The sequence below is a fragment of the Nocardioides sp. Root140 genome (genome assembly GCF_001426745.1).
Taxonomy (GTDB): Bacteria; Actinomycetota; Actinomycetes; order Propionibacteriales; family Nocardioidaceae; genus Nocardioides.
Map to the genome: position 1 here is coordinate 633,965 of NZ_LMFI01000001.1, position 15,675 is coordinate 649,639.

14 protein-coding genes are annotated in these 15,675 nt (G+C 70.5%); 13 read left to right on the top strand and 1 reads right to left on the bottom strand.

Annotation, left to right across the window (positions count from 1 at the left end):
• Window positions 1-19: 19 nt before the first annotated feature.
• On the bottom strand, window positions 20-979 hold the full coding sequence (locus tag ASD30_RS03115) for an AAA family ATPase (protein ID WP_056676780.1): 960 nt from the start codon (window positions 977-979) through the stop codon (window positions 20-22).
• A 405-nt stretch (window positions 980-1,384) separates the two neighbouring features.
• Here ASD30_RS03115 and mraZ point away from each other — a divergent pair, with 405 nt between their 5' ends.
• The 13 genes from mraZ to ASD30_RS03175 all read left to right on the top strand — a co-directional run bounded on the left by mraZ (window position 1,385) and on the right by ASD30_RS03175 (window position 15,620).
• Window positions 1,385-1,813: a division/cell wall cluster transcriptional repressor MraZ gene (gene mraZ / locus ASD30_RS03120; protein ID WP_056676783.1), complete on the top strand. Its 429-nt coding sequence runs from the start codon at window positions 1,385-1,387 to the stop codon at window positions 1,811-1,813.
• Between the two features lie 205 nt (window positions 1,814-2,018).
• Window positions 2,019-2,165: a hypothetical protein gene (locus ASD30_RS26365; RefSeq protein ID WP_156388623.1), complete on the top strand. Its 147-nt coding sequence runs from the start codon at window positions 2,019-2,021 to the stop codon at window positions 2,163-2,165.
• A 12-nt stretch (window positions 2,166-2,177) separates the two neighbouring features.
• On the top strand, window positions 2,178-3,140 hold the full coding sequence (gene rsmH / locus ASD30_RS03125) for a 16S rRNA (cytosine(1402)-N(4))-methyltransferase RsmH (protein WP_056676787.1): 963 nt from the start codon (window positions 2,178-2,180) through the stop codon (window positions 3,138-3,140).
• Window positions 3,137-3,718 carry a hypothetical protein gene (locus tag ASD30_RS03130; protein WP_056676789.1) on the top strand — a complete coding sequence of 194 codons (582 nt, stop codon included), beginning with the start codon at window positions 3,137-3,139 and terminating at the stop codon, window positions 3,716-3,718. The genes rsmH and ASD30_RS03130 overlap by 4 nt, the downstream gene beginning before the upstream one ends.
• Window positions 3,715-5,478: a peptidoglycan D,D-transpeptidase FtsI family protein gene (locus tag ASD30_RS03135; protein ID WP_235532488.1), complete on the top strand. Its 1,764-nt coding sequence runs from the start codon at window positions 3,715-3,717 to the stop codon at window positions 5,476-5,478. The genes ASD30_RS03130 and ASD30_RS03135 overlap by 4 nt, the downstream gene beginning before the upstream one ends.
• A 121-nt stretch (window positions 5,479-5,599) precedes the next feature.
• Entirely contained in the window at window positions 5,600-7,039 is a 1,440-nt protein-coding gene (locus ASD30_RS03140) for a UDP-N-acetylmuramoyl-L-alanyl-D-glutamate--2,6-diaminopimelate ligase (RefSeq protein WP_327152720.1), read from the top strand.
• Window positions 7,036-8,493, top strand: coding sequence for a UDP-N-acetylmuramoyl-tripeptide--D-alanyl-D-alanine ligase (locus tag ASD30_RS03145; RefSeq protein WP_082563520.1), 1,458 nt, complete (start codon window positions 7,036-7,038; stop codon window positions 8,491-8,493). The genes ASD30_RS03140 and ASD30_RS03145 overlap by 4 nt, the downstream gene beginning before the upstream one ends.
• Entirely contained in the window at window positions 8,490-9,602 is a 1,113-nt protein-coding gene (gene mraY, locus ASD30_RS03150; protein WP_056676794.1) for a phospho-N-acetylmuramoyl-pentapeptide-transferase, read from the top strand. The genes ASD30_RS03145 and mraY overlap by 4 nt, the downstream gene beginning before the upstream one ends.
• On the top strand, window positions 9,584-11,062 hold the full coding sequence (gene murD, locus ASD30_RS03155; RefSeq protein ID WP_056676797.1) for a UDP-N-acetylmuramoyl-L-alanine--D-glutamate ligase: 1,479 nt from the start codon (window positions 9,584-9,586) through the stop codon (window positions 11,060-11,062). The genes mraY and murD overlap by 19 nt, the downstream gene beginning before the upstream one ends.
• A complete protein-coding gene (ftsW, locus tag ASD30_RS03160) occupies window positions 11,059-12,387 on the top strand; it encodes a putative lipid II flippase FtsW (RefSeq protein ID WP_082563521.1) in 1,329 nt (442 codons plus the stop codon). Before murD ends, ftsW begins: the two co-directional genes overlap by 4 nt.
• Window positions 12,387-13,457 (top strand): undecaprenyldiphospho-muramoylpentapeptide beta-N-acetylglucosaminyltransferase, encoded by a 1,071-nt coding sequence (murG, locus tag ASD30_RS03165; protein ID WP_056676799.1) that lies wholly within the window; start codon window positions 12,387-12,389, stop codon window positions 13,455-13,457. The genes ftsW and murG overlap by 1 nt, the downstream gene beginning before the upstream one ends.
• A complete protein-coding gene (gene murC / locus ASD30_RS03170; protein ID WP_056676802.1) occupies window positions 13,454-14,884 on the top strand; it encodes a UDP-N-acetylmuramate--L-alanine ligase in 1,431 nt (476 codons plus the stop codon). Before murG ends, murC begins: the two co-directional genes overlap by 4 nt.
• Entirely contained in the window at window positions 14,877-15,620 is a 744-nt protein-coding gene (locus ASD30_RS03175) for a cell division protein FtsQ/DivIB (protein ID WP_235530036.1), read from the top strand. The genes murC and ASD30_RS03175 overlap by 8 nt, the downstream gene beginning before the upstream one ends.
• Window positions 15,621-15,675: the final 55 nt, after the last annotated feature.

The following is a 15,675-nucleotide window of genomic DNA, read 5'->3' on the forward strand; positions in this document are numbered from 1 at the left end:
GTGGTCTGCTTCGCTCTCGTCAGGCCGTCGGAACCGGTACTGCGGCGACCAGCGAGTCGAGGATGGCGCCGGTCGTGCGGCTGCTCATCGCGGCCTCGACGCTGGGCAGCAGGCGGTGCGCGAGCACCGGCCGGGCCATTGCGTGGACGTCGTCGGGCAGCACGTAGTTGCGTCCGTGCACCGCGGCGTACGCCTTGGCCGCACGGATCAGGTGGAGGGACGCGCGCGGCGAGGCCCCGAGGTTGAGGTCGGGGGTGTTGCGGGTGGCCGTGGTCAGTGCCACCGCGTAGCGCAGCACGGCGTCGGCGCAGTGGATGCCGTTGACGATGCCGATCATCTTGCGGATCTCGCTGGCGTCGGTGACCGGCTCGAGGTCGTCGAGCGGGTTGCGGCTGGTGTGGGAGGCGAGCATCGCGATCTCGGCTGCGTGCACCGGGTAGCCCATGGAGATGCGGGCCATGAACCGGTCGCGCTGCGCCTCGGGGAGCGCGTAGGTGCCCTCCATCTCGATCGGGTTCTGGGTGGCGATCACCATGAACGGCGACTCGAGCTGCCAGGTGTTCCCGTCGACGGTGACCTGGTGCTCCTCCATGCACTCCAGGAGCGCGGACTGCGTCTTGGGGGAGGCCCGGTTGATCTCGTCGCCGACCACGATGTTGGCGAAGATGCCGCCGGGCCGGAACTCGAACTCCCGCGTGTCCTGGTTGAAGATGCTGACCCCGGTCACGTCGGAGGGCAGCAGGTCCGGGGTGAACTGGATGCGGCGCACCGTCGAGTCGATCGACCGGGCCAGCGCCTTGCTCAACATCGTCTTGCCGACACCCGGGATGTCCTCGATCAGGAGGTGGCCCTCGGCAAGCAGCACCGTCACCGCCGTGGTGACCACCTCGGTCTTGCCCTCGATGACCGCGTCGATGTTGTCGCGCACCTTCGCTGCCACCCGCGCGACGTTCTCGACGTCACCTGTTTCCGCCGCCACCGCGTGCCTCCACGTCCCTGTTCGCGGGCGCTCCCGAACCGGCGCCCCGTTCCCCGACCAGTCAAGCGTATGTCTGGTTGTCCATACCTCAGACGACGCGGGATCGGGATCGGTTCGTGACCTGCGCGGTTTTTCTCCACCTTTTCCTCCACTTCGCTCCACCACCGCGCGCCGATCTGCTCCACCGGCGCACCACCGAAGTCGGCTCCCGAGTCGAAAAGTGGCGCTGACCTGCGCAAACGAGATGGCCACCGGTTTCCCGTCGTACGACGACCGCCCGGCCGCCTGGTCGCCGTACGGCCCAAATCGGTGGGAGAAACGCGCGGGGAATGGTTGACGGTGGATGAGAGTGGAGTAATGTGGGGCGAAGTGGAGGACAGTAGGACCTGACAGGGGAGGTGCCGGATGTTTTTCGGCACCTACACGCCCAAGCTCGACGACAAGGGCCGCCTGTTCCTCCCGGCAAAGTTCAGGGACGACCTGGCCGAGGGGCTTGTCGTCACGCGGGGGCAGGAGCGCTGCCTCACCGTGTGGTCGATGGAGGACTTCAGCCGACTGACCGACCGGCTCCGCGAGGCGCCGGTCACCAACAAGGGCACTCGTGACTACGTCCGCATGCTGTTCGCGGCGGCGTCACAGGAGGTTCCTGACAAGCAGGGCCGGATCGGCATTCCGTCGGTGCTGAGGGATTACGCCTCCCTCCGCAAGGACGTGATGGTGATCGGGGCGATGAACCGGATCGAGATCTGGGACCCCGCCTCGTGGCAGGAGTACTCCGAGGAGCAGGAGCAGAAGTTCTCCGAGCTCAGCGACGAAGTGTTCCCCGGCATCTGAGCCAGCAGCACCGGCACGACGACGAACTCAACAGCTGGATCGCAGGACGAGGTCTCGAGCCCGCTCCCTGACTGTCATCTGGGGTCACTTCCCCGATTCCAGACGACAACTTCCCCCTTCGAGGGGAGCGGGCAGGGACCTGGCCCTGCGATCCAGCACCCGCAGCACCAGCACCACACGCAATCAATGAGCCAGGGGTCGAACCATGAGCATGAGTGTCAGCGGCACGCCGCACGCGACACCTCGGGTGCGCGACCGGGCCCGCGACGTGGTCGCGTTGATGGCCTTCTCCGCCGGGGTCTCGGTGACCCTGACCGTCGCGCTCCTACTCCTGATGTCACTCGGTCGGTAGGCCAGGGATTCCATGACCAGCCCCCGCCACGTCCCGGTCCTCCTGGATCGGGTCGTCGCTCTGATGTCGCCTTCCCTCGATCGGCCCGGCGCCACGTTCATCGACGCCACCCTCGGCCTCGGCGGACACAGCGAGGCCGTGCTCGAGGCCTGCCCGCAGGCCCGGTTGCTCGGCATCGACCGCGACCCCAACGCCCTGGCCATGGCCGGTGAGCGACTCGCGCCGTACGGCGACCGGGTGACGCTCGTGCACGCCGTGTACGACGAGATCCCGCGGGTGCTCGACGAGCAGGGACTGGACCATGTCGACGCGGTGCTCTTCGACCTCGGGGTCTCCTCGATGCAGCTCGACGTCCGGGAGCGCGGCTTCGCCTACGCCCAGGACGCGCCGCTCGACATGCGGATGAACGACACCGAGGGCCCCACCGCCGCAGACGTGCTCAACACCTACCCGGTGGAGGAGTTGACCCGCATCCTGCGCGACTACGGCGAGGAGAAGTTCGCCCGCCGGATCGCCCAGCACATCGTGCGCGAGCGCGAGAAGGAGCCGTTCACGACCTCGGCCCGACTCGTCGAGCTGCTGTACACCGCGATTCCGGCACCTGCCCGGCGGACCGGCGGACACCCCGCGAAGCGCACCTTCCAGGGCCTGCGCATCGAGGTCAACGACGAGCTGAACGTGCTGCGCCGTGCCATTCCGGCCGCGATCGACGCGGTGGGAGTGGGCGGTCGCGTGGTCGTCGAGGCCTACCACTCGCTGGAGGACCGGCTGGTCAAGCACGCGTTCACGGCGGCCACCAGCACCGACGTACCGCCGGACATGCCGTTCGTCCCCGCCGGCCACGAGCCCACCTTCCGGACCGTCACCCGCGGCGCCGAGAAGGCCCGTGAGCCCGAGCTCTCCGACAACCCGCGGGCCGCATCGGTCCGCCTTCGTGCCATAGAACGACTTCGAGACACAGGAGCCTCCTCATGAGCAGCCCTCTTCCCCAGAGCCGGGTTCGTGTCCAACGCATTGCCGAGGCCGCGGTCGAGCGCGCCCGTCTCAGCGTCGTACCCCGGCTGCGCACCCGCACCCCGCGGGTGCCGTTCGTCACCCTGGTCAGCCTCCTGCTGGTGGCCGGCGTGGTGGGGCTCCTGATGTTCAACACCAACATGCAGCAGAACTCGTTCGCCGCCACCGACCTCGAGCAGCAGGCCAGCGAGCTCACCGCCCGCGAGCAGGGACTCCAGATGGAGCTGGAGGAGCTGCGCGCGCCCCAGCGCCTGGCCGAGGAGGCCCAGCGCTACGGCATGGTGCCGGCGATGAATCCCGCGTTCATCAAGCTGCAGGACGGCAAGGTGATCGGCAACCCGATCCCGGCCTCGGCCGCCGACGCGTACGACGTGCGCCCGCCCGAGGCCCGCAAGCCGAAGGCGCTCGACCCCGATCCGGTGATCATCAAGGTGAAGCGGAAGACCGCGGCGGAGCGGCGTGCCGAGGCAAAGCGGAACAACGGCTCGGGTAGGAATGACTCGTCGACCACCAGCCAGGGAGACGGGAGCACCCGTTGAGCCTTCGACCCCAGACCACACGGGCACCGGCCCGCGGGTCCGCCCTGTTCCGGCTGCGGTTCGGCTTCGTGGTGATCGCGATGGTGCTCTCCGCGTTCGGTGCCCGGCTGCTCCAGCTCCAGGGCATCGACCCGCACGCGTACGCCGCGATGGCCGCACGCGAGGGTGTCCAGACCGTCGACCTGCCCGCCGCGCGCGGTGCCATCGTCGACCGCAACGGGGTCGAGCTGGCCAGCACGGTCGACGGGTTGCGGATCATCGCCGACCCGCAGATGACCGAGGAGAACGCCGGACCGATCGCGTCCTACCTCTCCCAAGAGCTCGGCATCGACTACTTCGCGACGCTGGGCAGGCTCCGCAAGGACGACACCCGCTACCAGTACATCGCCCGGCGGGTGCCCTCCACCAAGGCCCGCCGGGTCGTCGACGCGCTCGAGGAGAAGGGCTACAAGGGACTCACCACCGAGCGTGACCCGATGCGCGACTATCCGGCCGACGACATCGCCGCGAACCTCATCGGGTTCCTCGGCGAGGACGAGGCCCTGGCCGGTTTCGAGCGCACCTTCGACAAGCAGCTCTCCGGCGTCGACGGCGAGACCACCTACGAGGTGGGTGGCGGCAACCGCATCCCGCTCGGCACCAACAACACGGTCAAGCCGGTCGACGGGCAGGACCTCCAGCTCACCATCGAGCGCGACGTGCAGTTCTTCACCCAGCGGGTGCTGCGTGAGGCGGTCCGCGGCGCCAAGGCCGACTCGGGCACCGCGATCGCGATGAACGTCGAGACCGGCGAGATCCTCGCCGACGCCGACTACCCGTCGTACAACGCGAACGAGCCGCTGGAGTCGCCGAAGCGCAACCTCGGCTCACGGGCCACCAGCGACCCCTACGAGCCCGGTTCGGTGGAGAAGGTGCTCACCTTCGCCTCACTGATCGACGCCGGCAAGATCACCCCGCGCACGCCGATCACCGTGCCCCCGGTCCTCGAGAGCCAGGGCGCGCCGATCCACGACCACTGGGACCACGAGACGATCCACCTGACCGCCGCCGGCGCACTGTCGAAGTCCTCCAACATCGGCACCGCCCTGTCCGCGCGCCAGTTCACCCCGGAGCAGCTGCACGCCTACCTGACCGCGTTCGGCCTCGGCCAGCGCACGAACATCGGGGTGCGTGGCGAGAGCGGCGGCCGGCTCCCCGACCCCTCCACGTGGGGGCAGCTCGGCCAGGACAACATCGCGTTCGGCCAGGGCCTGAGCGTGAACGCCGTCCAGATGGCGGCGGCGGTCAACACCATCGCCAACGGCGGCATCCACGTCGACCCCAACATCATCAAGGGCTCGGCGGTCACCGACGACGGTACGAAGGTCGGCACCTCCACCTCGACCACCCGCCGCGTCGTCAGCGAGGACGCCGCACGGCAGACCTCCGAGATGATGGAGCTGGTCACCGACCCGGTGGACGGCATCGCGCCGACCAGCGCCATCACCGGCTACCGGGTGGCCGGCAAGACCGGAACCGCCCAGCGCGTCGGCAAGGAGTGCGCCTGCTACGACGGCACTTTCACCGTCTCGTTCGGCGGGTTCGCCCCCGCCGACGCCCCGCGCTTCACCGTCTACGTCGTCATCCAGAACCCGCGCAACGGCCAGGGCGGTGGCGCGGCCGCCGGCCCGGTGTTCCGCAAGGTGATGACCTACCTGCTGCGCAAGTACGGCGTCGCACCCACCGGCACCAGCCCCACCACACTCCCGGTCGAGTGGTGACCTGCGACGGTGACGTCGCGGAGGGCCGGCCAGCGCTGCGCGATAGCCTCGCGCCGTGGTGAGCGACAAGGAACTGAGGGCGACGCGGCCCGCTGAACCGCGACAGACCCCGCTGTCGGAGGTGGCCGGCTGGCTCGGCGTCGAGGCGACCGATCAGTCCGCGGTCACCGGCATCTCCCTGAGCTCCCACCGGGTCCTGCCCGGCGACCTCTACGCGGCCCTCCCCGGTGCGCGCGTCCACGGGGCGTCGTACGCCGCCGACGCGGTGGCGGCGGGTGCCGTGGCGGTGCTGACCGACGAGGCAGGGGGAGCGCTCCTGGCCGACCTCGACATCCCGGTGCTGATCGTCGACGAGCCGCGGGCCCGCCTCGGTCGGCTGGCCGCCCGCCTGCACGACGAGCCCGCCCGGAGCATGCGGATGATCGCGGTCACCGGCACCCAGGGCAAGACCACCACCACGCGCCTCGCCGAGGTGGCGCTGCAGGGCGCGGGCGTGCACGCGGCGGTGATCGGCACCGTCGGCACGCGCGTCGACGGTGACGAGATCAAGACCTCGTTGACCACGCCGGAGGCGCCCGACCTGCACGGCCTGTTCGCGATGATGCGCGAACGCGGGGTCGAGGCCTGCGCGATGGAGGTCTCCAGCCACGCCCTCGTGATGGGGCGGGTCGACGGCGTCGTGTTCGACGTCGCGGTCTTCACGAACCTGGGTCGCGACCACCTCGACTTCCACCACGACGTGGAGAGCTACTTCGCCGCCAAGGCGTCGCTGTTCACGCCCGAACGTGCCCGCCTCGGCCTGGTCAACCTCGACGACGAGCACGGCCGACGCCTGCTCGCCGAGGCAACCATCCCGATGCGCTCGTTCAGCCTCGTCGACCCGAAGGCCGACTGGCGGGCCGTCGACATCGACCTGGCCCCCGACGGCTCCTCGTTCACGGTGGTCGGCCCGGGCGACCTACGTGTCCGCACGTCGGTGCCGATCCCCGGCGACTTCAACGTCGCCAACGCGCTCGCCGCGATCGCGGCCACCGCCGAGGTCGGGTACGACGTCACCACGGTCGCCGGCGCGATGGCCCGGGGGAGCGGCGTGCCGGGACGGCTCGAGCAGGTGGCGGTGCCCCACGGCTACAGCGTGGTCGTCGACTACGCGCACAAACCGGACGCCGTCGAGGCCGCACTGCGCACCCTGCGGCCACTGACGGACGGGCAGCTGATCATCGTGATCGGGGCCGGCGGCGACCGCGACACCGGCAAGCGACCCGTGATGGGCGAGATCGCCGCGCGGCTGGCCGACGTCGTGATCGTCACCGACGACAACCCACGCTCCGAGGATCCCGCGGCGATCCGGTCCGAGGTGCTGGCCGGCACGACAGCAGGCCCTGCCGAGGTGCTCGAGATCGGCAACCGCCGCGAGGCCATTCGCGAGGCACTGGCCCGGGCCCGCTTCGGCGACATCGTGCTGGTCGCCGGCAAGGGCCACGAGACCGGCCAGGAGGTCGACGGAGTGGTGCACCCCTTCGACGACCGCGAGGTCGTCCGCGAAGAGGCCACCCGATGATCGCCCTCACGCTGGCCCAGATCGCCGAAGCCGTCGACGGCGAGGTGGCCGGCGACCCCGCCGTGGTCGTCTCCGCCCCCGCCTTCCTCGACAGTCGGCAGGTCGAGCCCGGCGGACTCTTCGTCGCCGTCGTCGGCGAGCGGGTCGACGGCCACGACTACGCCGCCGGTGCGGTGGCGGCCGGTGCCGCTGCGGTCCTCGGCTCCCGGGCCACAGATGTGCCGACGGTCGTCGTCGCCGACCCGGTGGTCGCCCTGGGTCGGCTGGCCCGGCACGTGCTCGACGCGCTGCCCGGCCTCACCGTGCTCGCGATGACCGGCAGCCAGGGCAAGACCGGCACCAAGGACTACCTGGCCCAGGTGCTCGCCGCGGCCGGACCCACCGTGGCCACCCTCGGCAACCTCAACAACGAGCTCGGGGTGCCGCTGACCGCACTGCGGGCCACCACCGACACCCGGTTCCTGGTCGTCGAGATGGGTGCCCGGGGCATCGGCCACATCACCTACCTCTGCGACGTCGCACCGCCCACGATCGCGGCCGTGCTCAACGTCGGGACCGCCCATGTGGGGGAGTTCGGCTCGCGCGAGGCGATCGCGGTGGCCAAGGGCGAGATCCTCGAAGCGCTGCCCGCCGACGGGGTCGCAGTGATCAACGCCGACGACGAGCTGACCTCCGTGATGGGCCCGCGCACGGCCGCCCGGGTGGTCCGCTTCGGGCTCTCCGGTGCCCCCGACGTCACCTGGCACGACACGACGTACGACGACCTCGACCGCGCGTCCGCCGTACTCGAAATCGCCGGTGAGCGGCATCCGGTCACCCTGCGCCAGACCGGGGAGCACCAGCTCCACAACGCAGCCGCCGCGGCGGCCATGGCCCACGCGGCAGGACTTTCGGCGGTCGACATCGCGACCGGGCTGTCCGCGGCGACCAGCCTGTCGCCGTGGCGCATGGAGCTGCACGAGCTGCCCGACGGACCGGTGGTCGTCAACGACGCCTACAACGCCAACCCGGCCTCGATGCGCGCCGCGATCTCCGCACTGCTGGCCATTGCCGGGCGTCGCGGCGGGCGGAGCATCGCCGTGCTGGGGGAGATGCGCGAGCTCGGAGCCGGTGCCGAGGCCGACCACCGCGACCTCGGGGAGCATGCCGCCCGGGCCGGCGTCGACGTACTGCTCGTGGTCGGTGAGGGTGCCCGGGCCGTGCTCGAGGGAGCGGCGAACGTCACACCCGGCCCCTCCGCGGCGTTGTACGTCGCGGACCGGGCTGCCGCTCTGGCATGGTTGCGCGAGAACATGGTCGCCGACGACGTCGTGCTCGTGAAGGCCTCGCGCGGGGCGGCGCTCGAATGGATCGCGCAGCAGTTGGGCCCTAGAGTCACACGCCGGTCCTCACCGGACCAGCCAGGACAGGACACCGGGCCGGAGCCCGAACACGTGGAGGAGAAGCAGGAATGAGAGCGATCCTGCTCAGTGGAGGGCTCGCGCTGCTGCTGTCCCTGATCGGCACCCGCTACGCGATCAAGGTGCTGTCGTCCAAGGGCTACGGCCAGGAGATCCGCGAGGACGGCCCGACCAGCCACCACACCAAGCGGGGCACCCCGACCATGGGTGGCACCGTCATCATCTTCGCCAGCGTCATGGGCTACGCGTTCGCCAAGCTGGTCACCCAGGACCTGCCCTCGGCCTCCGCGCTGCTGCTGCTGTTCCTCTTCGTCGGGCTCGGCCTGGTCGGCTTCCTCGACGACTTCATCAAGATCTACAAGCAGCGCAACCTGGGCCTGCGCAGCAAGGCGAAGATGATCGGGCAGACCCTGATCGCCCTCGTCTTCGGTGTGCTGGCGCTCTCTCCCTGGCTCGAGGACGACCGCGGACGCACGCCCGCCTCGACGCACATCTCGTTCATCCGCGACACCGGCTTCGTGCTGCCCTCGATCCTCGTGATCCTGCTGATCTGGGTGATCGTGACCGGCACCAGCAACGCGGTCAACCTCGCCGACGGGCTCGACGGCCTGGCCGCGGGGGCGTCCGTGATGGTCTTCGGTGCCTACACGCTGGTCAACATCTGGCAGAACAACCAGTGGTGCGGGCAGAACGACATCACCTACGGCCGCTGCTACGAGGTGCGTGACCCGCTCGACCTGGCCGTCATCGCCGCGGCCATCACCGGCGCCTGCTTCGGGTTCCTCTGGTGGAACGCCTCGCCGGCGCAGATCTTCATGGGCGACACCGGCTCCCTGGCCCTCGGCGGCGCCCTCGCCGGCCTGGCCATCCTGACCCGCACGGAGCTGCTGCTGCTGATCGTCGGTGGGCTCTTCGTGGTGGAGACGCTCTCCGTGATCATCCAGGTGAGCGTCTTCAAGGTCAGCCGCGCCAGCGGCCTGTTCCGCTCGGTGTTCCGGGTCAAGGCCGGTCACCGGGTGTTCCGGATCGCGCCGATCCACCACCACTTCGAGATGATCGGCTGGGAGCAGGTCACCGTCGTGATCCGCTTCTGGATCATCACCGGTCTCTGCGTCGCCACCGGCCTCGGCATCTTCTACGCCGAATGGGTGGCCGGCACGTGAACCTCGACACCCTCGGCCGTCACGACTCCTGGCAGGGGGTCCGCGTGGCCGTCGCCGGGTTCGGCGTCTCCGGTTTCGCGGCCGCCGACAACCTGCTCTTCCTCGGTGCCACCGTGATCGCGATGGACGAGAAGCCCGACGGCAAGGAGGAGAAGGCCGAGCTGTTGCGCAGCCTCGGCGCCGACATCCGCCTGGGTGCGGGCACCACGGCCACCCTGCCCGACGACGTCGACCTGCTGGTCACGTCGCCCGGATGGCGTCCGGACGCCCCACTGCTGGCCCAGGCGGGGGAGCGCGGCGTACCCGTCTGGGGCGAGGTCGAGCTGGCCTGGCGGCTGCGCGACCCCGCCCACGCGGCGCCCTGGCTGGCGGTGACCGGCACCAACGGCAAGACCACGACCGTGCAGATGCTCGACTCGATCCTGAAGGCGGCCGGGCTGCGCAGTGTCGCGGTCGGCAACGTCGGTCTGCCGATCGTGGAAGCCGTCATGGACCCTGAGCCGTACGACGTGTTCGCCGTCGAGCTCTCCAGCTTCCAGCTGCACTACACGTCGTCCATGCGGGCCGAGTCGTCGGTGGTGCTCAACCTCGCCGAGGACCACCTCGACTGGTACGACGGCGACGACCCGATGGCCGACTACGCCGCCGACAAGGGTCGCATCTACGAACACGTGCAGAAGGCCTGCGTCTACAACCTCGCCGACCCGGCCACGGAGGAGCTCGTCCGCGAGGCCGACGTCGAAGAAGGCGCCCGCGCGATCGGGTTCACCCTCGGCATGCCTGGCGTCGGGATGCTCGGGGTGGTCGAGGACATGCTGGTCGACCGGGCCTTCATCGAGCAGCGCGGGAGCAGCGCCGCCGAGCTCTGCACGATCGCCGACCTCGCCTCGCCGGCGCCGCACTTCGTGGCCAACGCCCTCGCCGCCGCGGCCCTGGCCCGGGCGCACGGAGTCTCGCAGACCGCCGTCCGTGACGGGTTGCGCGCCTTCCGGCCAGACGGGCACCGCATCGCCCTGGTCGCCTTCCACGACGAGGTCGAATGGGTCGACGACTCGAAGGCGACCAACCCGCACGCCGCCGAGTCCTCGCTGCAGGCCTATGACCACGTGGTCTGGGTGGCTGGAGGGCTGGCCAAGGGGGCCCGGTTCGAGGACCTCGTGAAGAAGGTGCACCCGCGCCTGCGTGGCGTCGTACTCCTCGGAGCCGACCGCCATGTGATCGCCGACGCCCTTTCGCGACACGCACCGGATGTGCCCGTCATCGAGATCGGTGCCGGGGAGACTGGGGCGCAGGATTCACCCATGGACGAGGTGGTGGCTGCCGCCGTGGGCCTGGCTCAGCCGGGCGACACGGTGCTGCTGGCACCGGGCTGTGCCTCCATGGACATGTTCGCCAACTACGGCGAACGCGGAGACAGGTTTGCAGAGGCGGTTCACCGCCACGTCGCACGACAGGAATGACCGGAGGGGCACAGGTGGCCAGTACGACGACCGAGCGTGAGTCGGCTGTCGGGTCGCCGGCCCGCCAGTCCCGTCGTACGCAGTCCCGTCGTCGTTCCGGCCCGGCCCGGTTCATCGAGGCCCTGGCCGACCGGATCAGCCTCATCCGCGGCGCCCTGGACCGGCCGTTGACGTCCTACTACCTGCTGCTCGGTGCGTCCGCACTGCTGCTCACCATCGGGCTGATCATGGTGATGTCGGCCTCGAGCGTCTACTCCTACCGCGAGAACGGCGACTCCTACGCGGTCGTCAAGCGCCAGCTGATGTGGGTGGTGATCGGGCTGCCGGTGGCGTTCGTCGCCTCCCGCATGCCCCAACGGTTCATCCGCAAGATGGTCTGGCCGGCACTGTTGGGCTCGATGCTGCTGCTGGCGCTGACCCGCACGCCGCTGGGCCTGACCCGCAACGGACAGACCAACTGGCTGGCCGTCGGACCGATCGCGATCCAGCCCTCCGAGATCGCCAAGCTCGCGGTGATCCTCTGGGCCGCGCACGTCTACGCCAACAAGCAGCGCCGGCTCCCCGAGCTGCACCACGTGATGATGCCGGTGGTGCCGGGCATGGGCCTGGTCATCGCCCTGGTCCTGCTCCAGCGCGACCTCGGCACGGCACTGGTGCTGATGGCGATCATGCTGTCCATGTTGTGGGTGGTGGGGGCCCCGGCCCGGCTGTTCGCCCTGGCCATCTCGGTGGTCGGCGTGGGCGCGTTCTACCTGGCCACCACCAACGAGGAGCGCCGCGGCCGGCTGCTCAACTTCGTCGACCCGTTCAAGGAGTACCACGACGCGGGCTGGCAACCGGCCCACGGACTCTATGCGCTGGCCACCGGCGGCTGGTTCGGTCAGGGCATCGGAGCCAGCCAGCAGAAGTGGGGCGACCTGCCCGAGGCGCACACCGACTTCATCTTCGCCGTGCTCGGTGAGGAGCTCGGCCTGGTCGGCACGCTCCTGGTGCTCTCCCTCTTCCTCACCATCGCGTACGCCGCGATCCGGGTGGCCACGCACACCCGCGACCCGTTCGTGCGCTACACGTCCTTCGGCATCACCATCTGGCTGCTCGGCCAGATGATCATCAACGTCGGCATGGTGCTGGCCATGCTGCCGGTCGTCGGCATCCCGCTACCGCTGGTCTCCTATGGTGGTTCCGCACTGCTGCCGTCGCTCGTCGCGCTGGGTCTGCTGATCGGGTTCGCCCGGTCCGAGCCCGACGCTGCCAAGGCGCTGGCGGCACGCAAGCGAAACCGCTCGGCCGGGCTGTCGGCCGGTTCAACTCGTCGAGGAAATTGATGCGCGTCCTTCTCGCCGGCGGAGGTTCTGCCGGCCACACCTCACCCCTGCTCGCAACCGCCGATGCGCTGCGCCGCCTCGACCCGGCCACCGAGGTCACCTGCCTCGGCACCCGTGAGGGCCTCGAGGCCCGGTTGATCCCCGAGGCCGGGCTGCCGCTGGAGTTCGTGCCGCGGGTGCCGCTGCCCCGTCGTCCCGGCAAGGCCCTGCTGCGTACCCCGGGCAAGCTGCGCGCCGCACGCGCCGCGGCCCTCGAGGTGATCGACCGGGTCCGTCCCGACGTCGTGGTCGGGTTCGGCGGCTACGTCTCCGTCCCGGCCTACCTCGCCGCACGCAAGCGGCACGTGCCGATCGTGGTCCACGAGGGCAACGCCCTGCCAGGCATCGCGAACCGTCTCGGTGCCCGTCTCACCATCCACGTGGCCACCTCGTTCCCCGACAGCGAGCTGCGCCACGCGACGTACGTCGGCCTGCCGATCCGGCGGATGATCGCCACCCTCGACCGCCAGGCCCTGCGCGCCGAGGGCCGGGCCACCTTCGGCCTCGACCCCGACCTCCCGACGCTGATGGTGACCGGTGGATCGCAGGGCGCGACCAGCCTGAACGACTCCGTCGCCGCGGCCGCCCCGGCCTTCGCCGCGGCCGGCGTCCAGGTGCTCCACATCGTCGGCCCCAAGCACACGCTCGCCCAGCCGCAGACCTCGACGCCGTACGTCGTGGTCAACTACGTCGACCGCATGGACCTCGCGTACGCCGCCTCCGACGCGGTGCTCTGCCGCTCGGGCAGCAACACCGTCACCGAGGTCTCGGGCGTCGGCCTGCCCGCGATCTACGTCCCGCTGCCGATCGGCAACGGCGAGCAGGCACTCAACGCCCGGCCGGTGGTCGACGCCGGAGGTGGGCTGCTGGTCAGCGACGAGGCACTCACGTCCGAGTGGATCTCGGCCACCGTCCCGGCACTGCTCACCGACCCGGAGCGGCTGGCGCAGATGGGCGCCGCCGCGGCACACGTGATCCCGCTGGACGCCGACGAGAAGCTGGCCCGCATGATCCTGGAGGCCGCGCGATGAAGATCCCGGTTCCCGACGTGCTCCTGCCCGCCGACCAGCTCGGCCGGGTCCACTTCATCGGCATCGGCGGCGCTGCCCTGTCCGGCATCGCCAAGATCATGGCCCAGCGCGGCCTCCACGTCACCGGCAGCGACGACAACGACACCCCCTTCCTCCCTGCCCTGCGCGCACTCGGTGTCACCTGCCACCTCGGGTACGCCGCCGAGCACGTCGGTGACGCCGACACCGTGGTGGTCACCACCGCCGCGCGTGAGGACAACCCCGAGGTGCTCGAGGCGACCCGCCGCGGCCTGCGCATGCTGCCCCGGTCGGCCGGACTGGCGTCCGTGATGGCGGCCAAGCAGGTGCTGGCCGTGGCCGGCACCCACGGCAAGACCACCACCACGTCCCTGCTGACCATGGCCCTGCTCGAGGCCGGCGCCGACCCGACGTACGCCATCGGTGCCGTGCTCGTGCAGACCGGCAGCAACGCCCACGACGGCGCCGGACACCTGTTCGTCGCCGAGGCCGACGAGAGCGACGGTGCGTTCCTGGTCTACCGGCCACGTGCCGGCATCGTCACCAACGTCGAGGCCGACCACCTCGACGTGTGGGGCACCGAGGAGGCCTACCGCGCGGCGTTCGTCGAGTTCGTCAACACCCTCGACACCGACGGATTCCTGGTCTGCTGCGTCGACGACGAAGGAGCCGCGTCCCTCGCCGACCTGGCACGCGACAAGGGCCGCGAGGTGATCGGTGTGGGCGAGTCCGCGGCGGCCGACCTGCGGGCCGTCGACCTCGTCTTCGAGGGCAGCAACTCACGCTTCACCGTCGTGCAGGGTGACGAGACGCTCGGCACCGTCGAGCTCCAGATCCCCGGACGCCACTACGTCCTCGACGCACTGGCCGCGCTGGCCCTGGGCCTGAGGCTCGGGTTTGCCTTCGACGCGCTGGCCACGGGGCTGGCCGGCTTCACCGGGTCGCGCCGCCGCATGGAGCGCAAGGGCGAGGTCGCGGGGGTGCGTGTCTACGACAGCTACGCGCACCACCCCGTCGAGATCGCCGGCGACCTCCAGGCCGCGCGCGCTGTCGCGGGCAAGGGCCGGCTGATCGTCTGCTACCAGCCGCACCTGGTCTCCCGCACCCGCATCTTCGGTACGGCGATGGGGGAGGCCCTCGGCGTCGCCGACGAGGTGGTCGTGCTCGACGTCTACGTGGCCCGCGAGGACCCCGACCCCGACGTCACCGGACGGCTCGTGGCCGACGCGGTCCCGCTGCCGGCCGAGTCGGTGCGCTTCATCCCCGACCGGGTCGACGCGGCGGCCGTGCTCGTCGAGATCGCCCGACCCGGCGACATGGTCCTGACCCTGGGCGCCGGTGACGTCACCGAGGTCGGTCCGCAGGTCCTCGAGCTGCTCGCTCCCCGGGAGGGAAACGGCAGTGCTTGAGTCCTTCCGCAGGGACCTGCCGGAGGAAGAGCTGAGCCGCCGGCGGTTCGCGCGCAGGCAGTGGGCTCGGCGATGGCTCCGGCTGCGCCTCGTGGTGATCTCCGCCGTCCTGGCGCTCGCCCTGGTGGTCGGGGTCTGGCTGGTCTACTTCTCCTCCGTCCTCGCCGTGAAGGGCGTCGACGTCGAGGGCAACAAGCTGCTCACCGAGGAGCAGGTACTGGCCGCTGCCGACGTACGCTCCGGTGAGCCGTTGGCCCGCGCCGACATGGGCGCGATCAAGGACCGGCTCGAGGACCTGCCCGCCGTGGCCTCCGCCGACGTCTCACGCGAGTGGCCCGACCGCATCCTGGTGCGGGTGACCGAGCGGGTCGCGGTGGCCGTGGTCGAGCGCGGGGGCACCTACCGGGGCATCGACGCGACCGGGTTCGCGTTCCGCAGCTACCCGAAGATGCCCGGGAACCTGCCGCGGCTCAAGGTCGACGACGACACCGTCGACGAGGCCGTCGCCGAGGGCGCCAACGTCCTGGCCAGCCTGCCGACGACCATCGCTCGCAAGGTCGACTACGTCGAGCTGCACACCGTCGACCAGATCTCCCTGAAGCTGCGCGACGGCCGCACGATCGTGTGGGGGAGCGCGGAGCAGTCCGAGGACAAGGCGAAGGTGATCGCCATCCTGCTGCGCCAGAAGGCCGACGTGTACGACGTCTCCGTGCCCGGTCAGCCCACCACCCGCTGACCCGGTCTCCCTCCCCGCCCGACACGTCCTTGACGTCTCCGTGGCAACCGGATCC

Bases quoted from the DNA above. Each gene is read 5' to 3' on its own strand.
- mraZ (WP_056676783.1), top strand. From the start codon at position 1,385: ATGTTTTTCGGCACCTACACGCCCAAGCTCGACGACAAGGGCCGCCTG.
- rsmH (WP_056676787.1), top strand. From the start codon at position 2,178: ATGACCAGCCCCCGCCACGTCCCGGTCCTCCTGGATCGGGTCGTCGCT.
- ASD30_RS03130 (WP_056676789.1), top strand. From the start codon at position 3,137: ATGAGCAGCCCTCTTCCCCAGAGCCGGGTTCGTGTCCAACGCATTGCC.
- murG (WP_056676799.1), top strand. From the start codon at position 12,387: ATGCGCGTCCTTCTCGCCGGCGGAGGTTCTGCCGGCCACACCTCACCC.
- ASD30_RS03145 (WP_082563520.1), top strand. From the start codon at position 7,036: ATGATCGCCCTCACGCTGGCCCAGATCGCCGAAGCCGTCGACGGCGAG.
- murD (WP_056676797.1), top strand. From the start codon at position 9,584: ATGGGTGGCCGGCACGTGAACCTCGACACCCTCGGCCGTCACGACTCC.
- mraY (WP_056676794.1), top strand. From the start codon at position 8,490: ATGAGAGCGATCCTGCTCAGTGGAGGGCTCGCGCTGCTGCTGTCCCTG.
- ASD30_RS26365 (WP_156388623.1), top strand. From the start codon at position 2,019: ATGAGCATGAGTGTCAGCGGCACGCCGCACGCGACACCTCGGGTGCGC.
- murC (WP_056676802.1), top strand. From the start codon at position 13,454: ATGAAGATCCCGGTTCCCGACGTGCTCCTGCCCGCCGACCAGCTCGGC.
- ftsW (WP_082563521.1), top strand. From the start codon at position 11,059: ATGACCGGAGGGGCACAGGTGGCCAGTACGACGACCGAGCGTGAGTCG.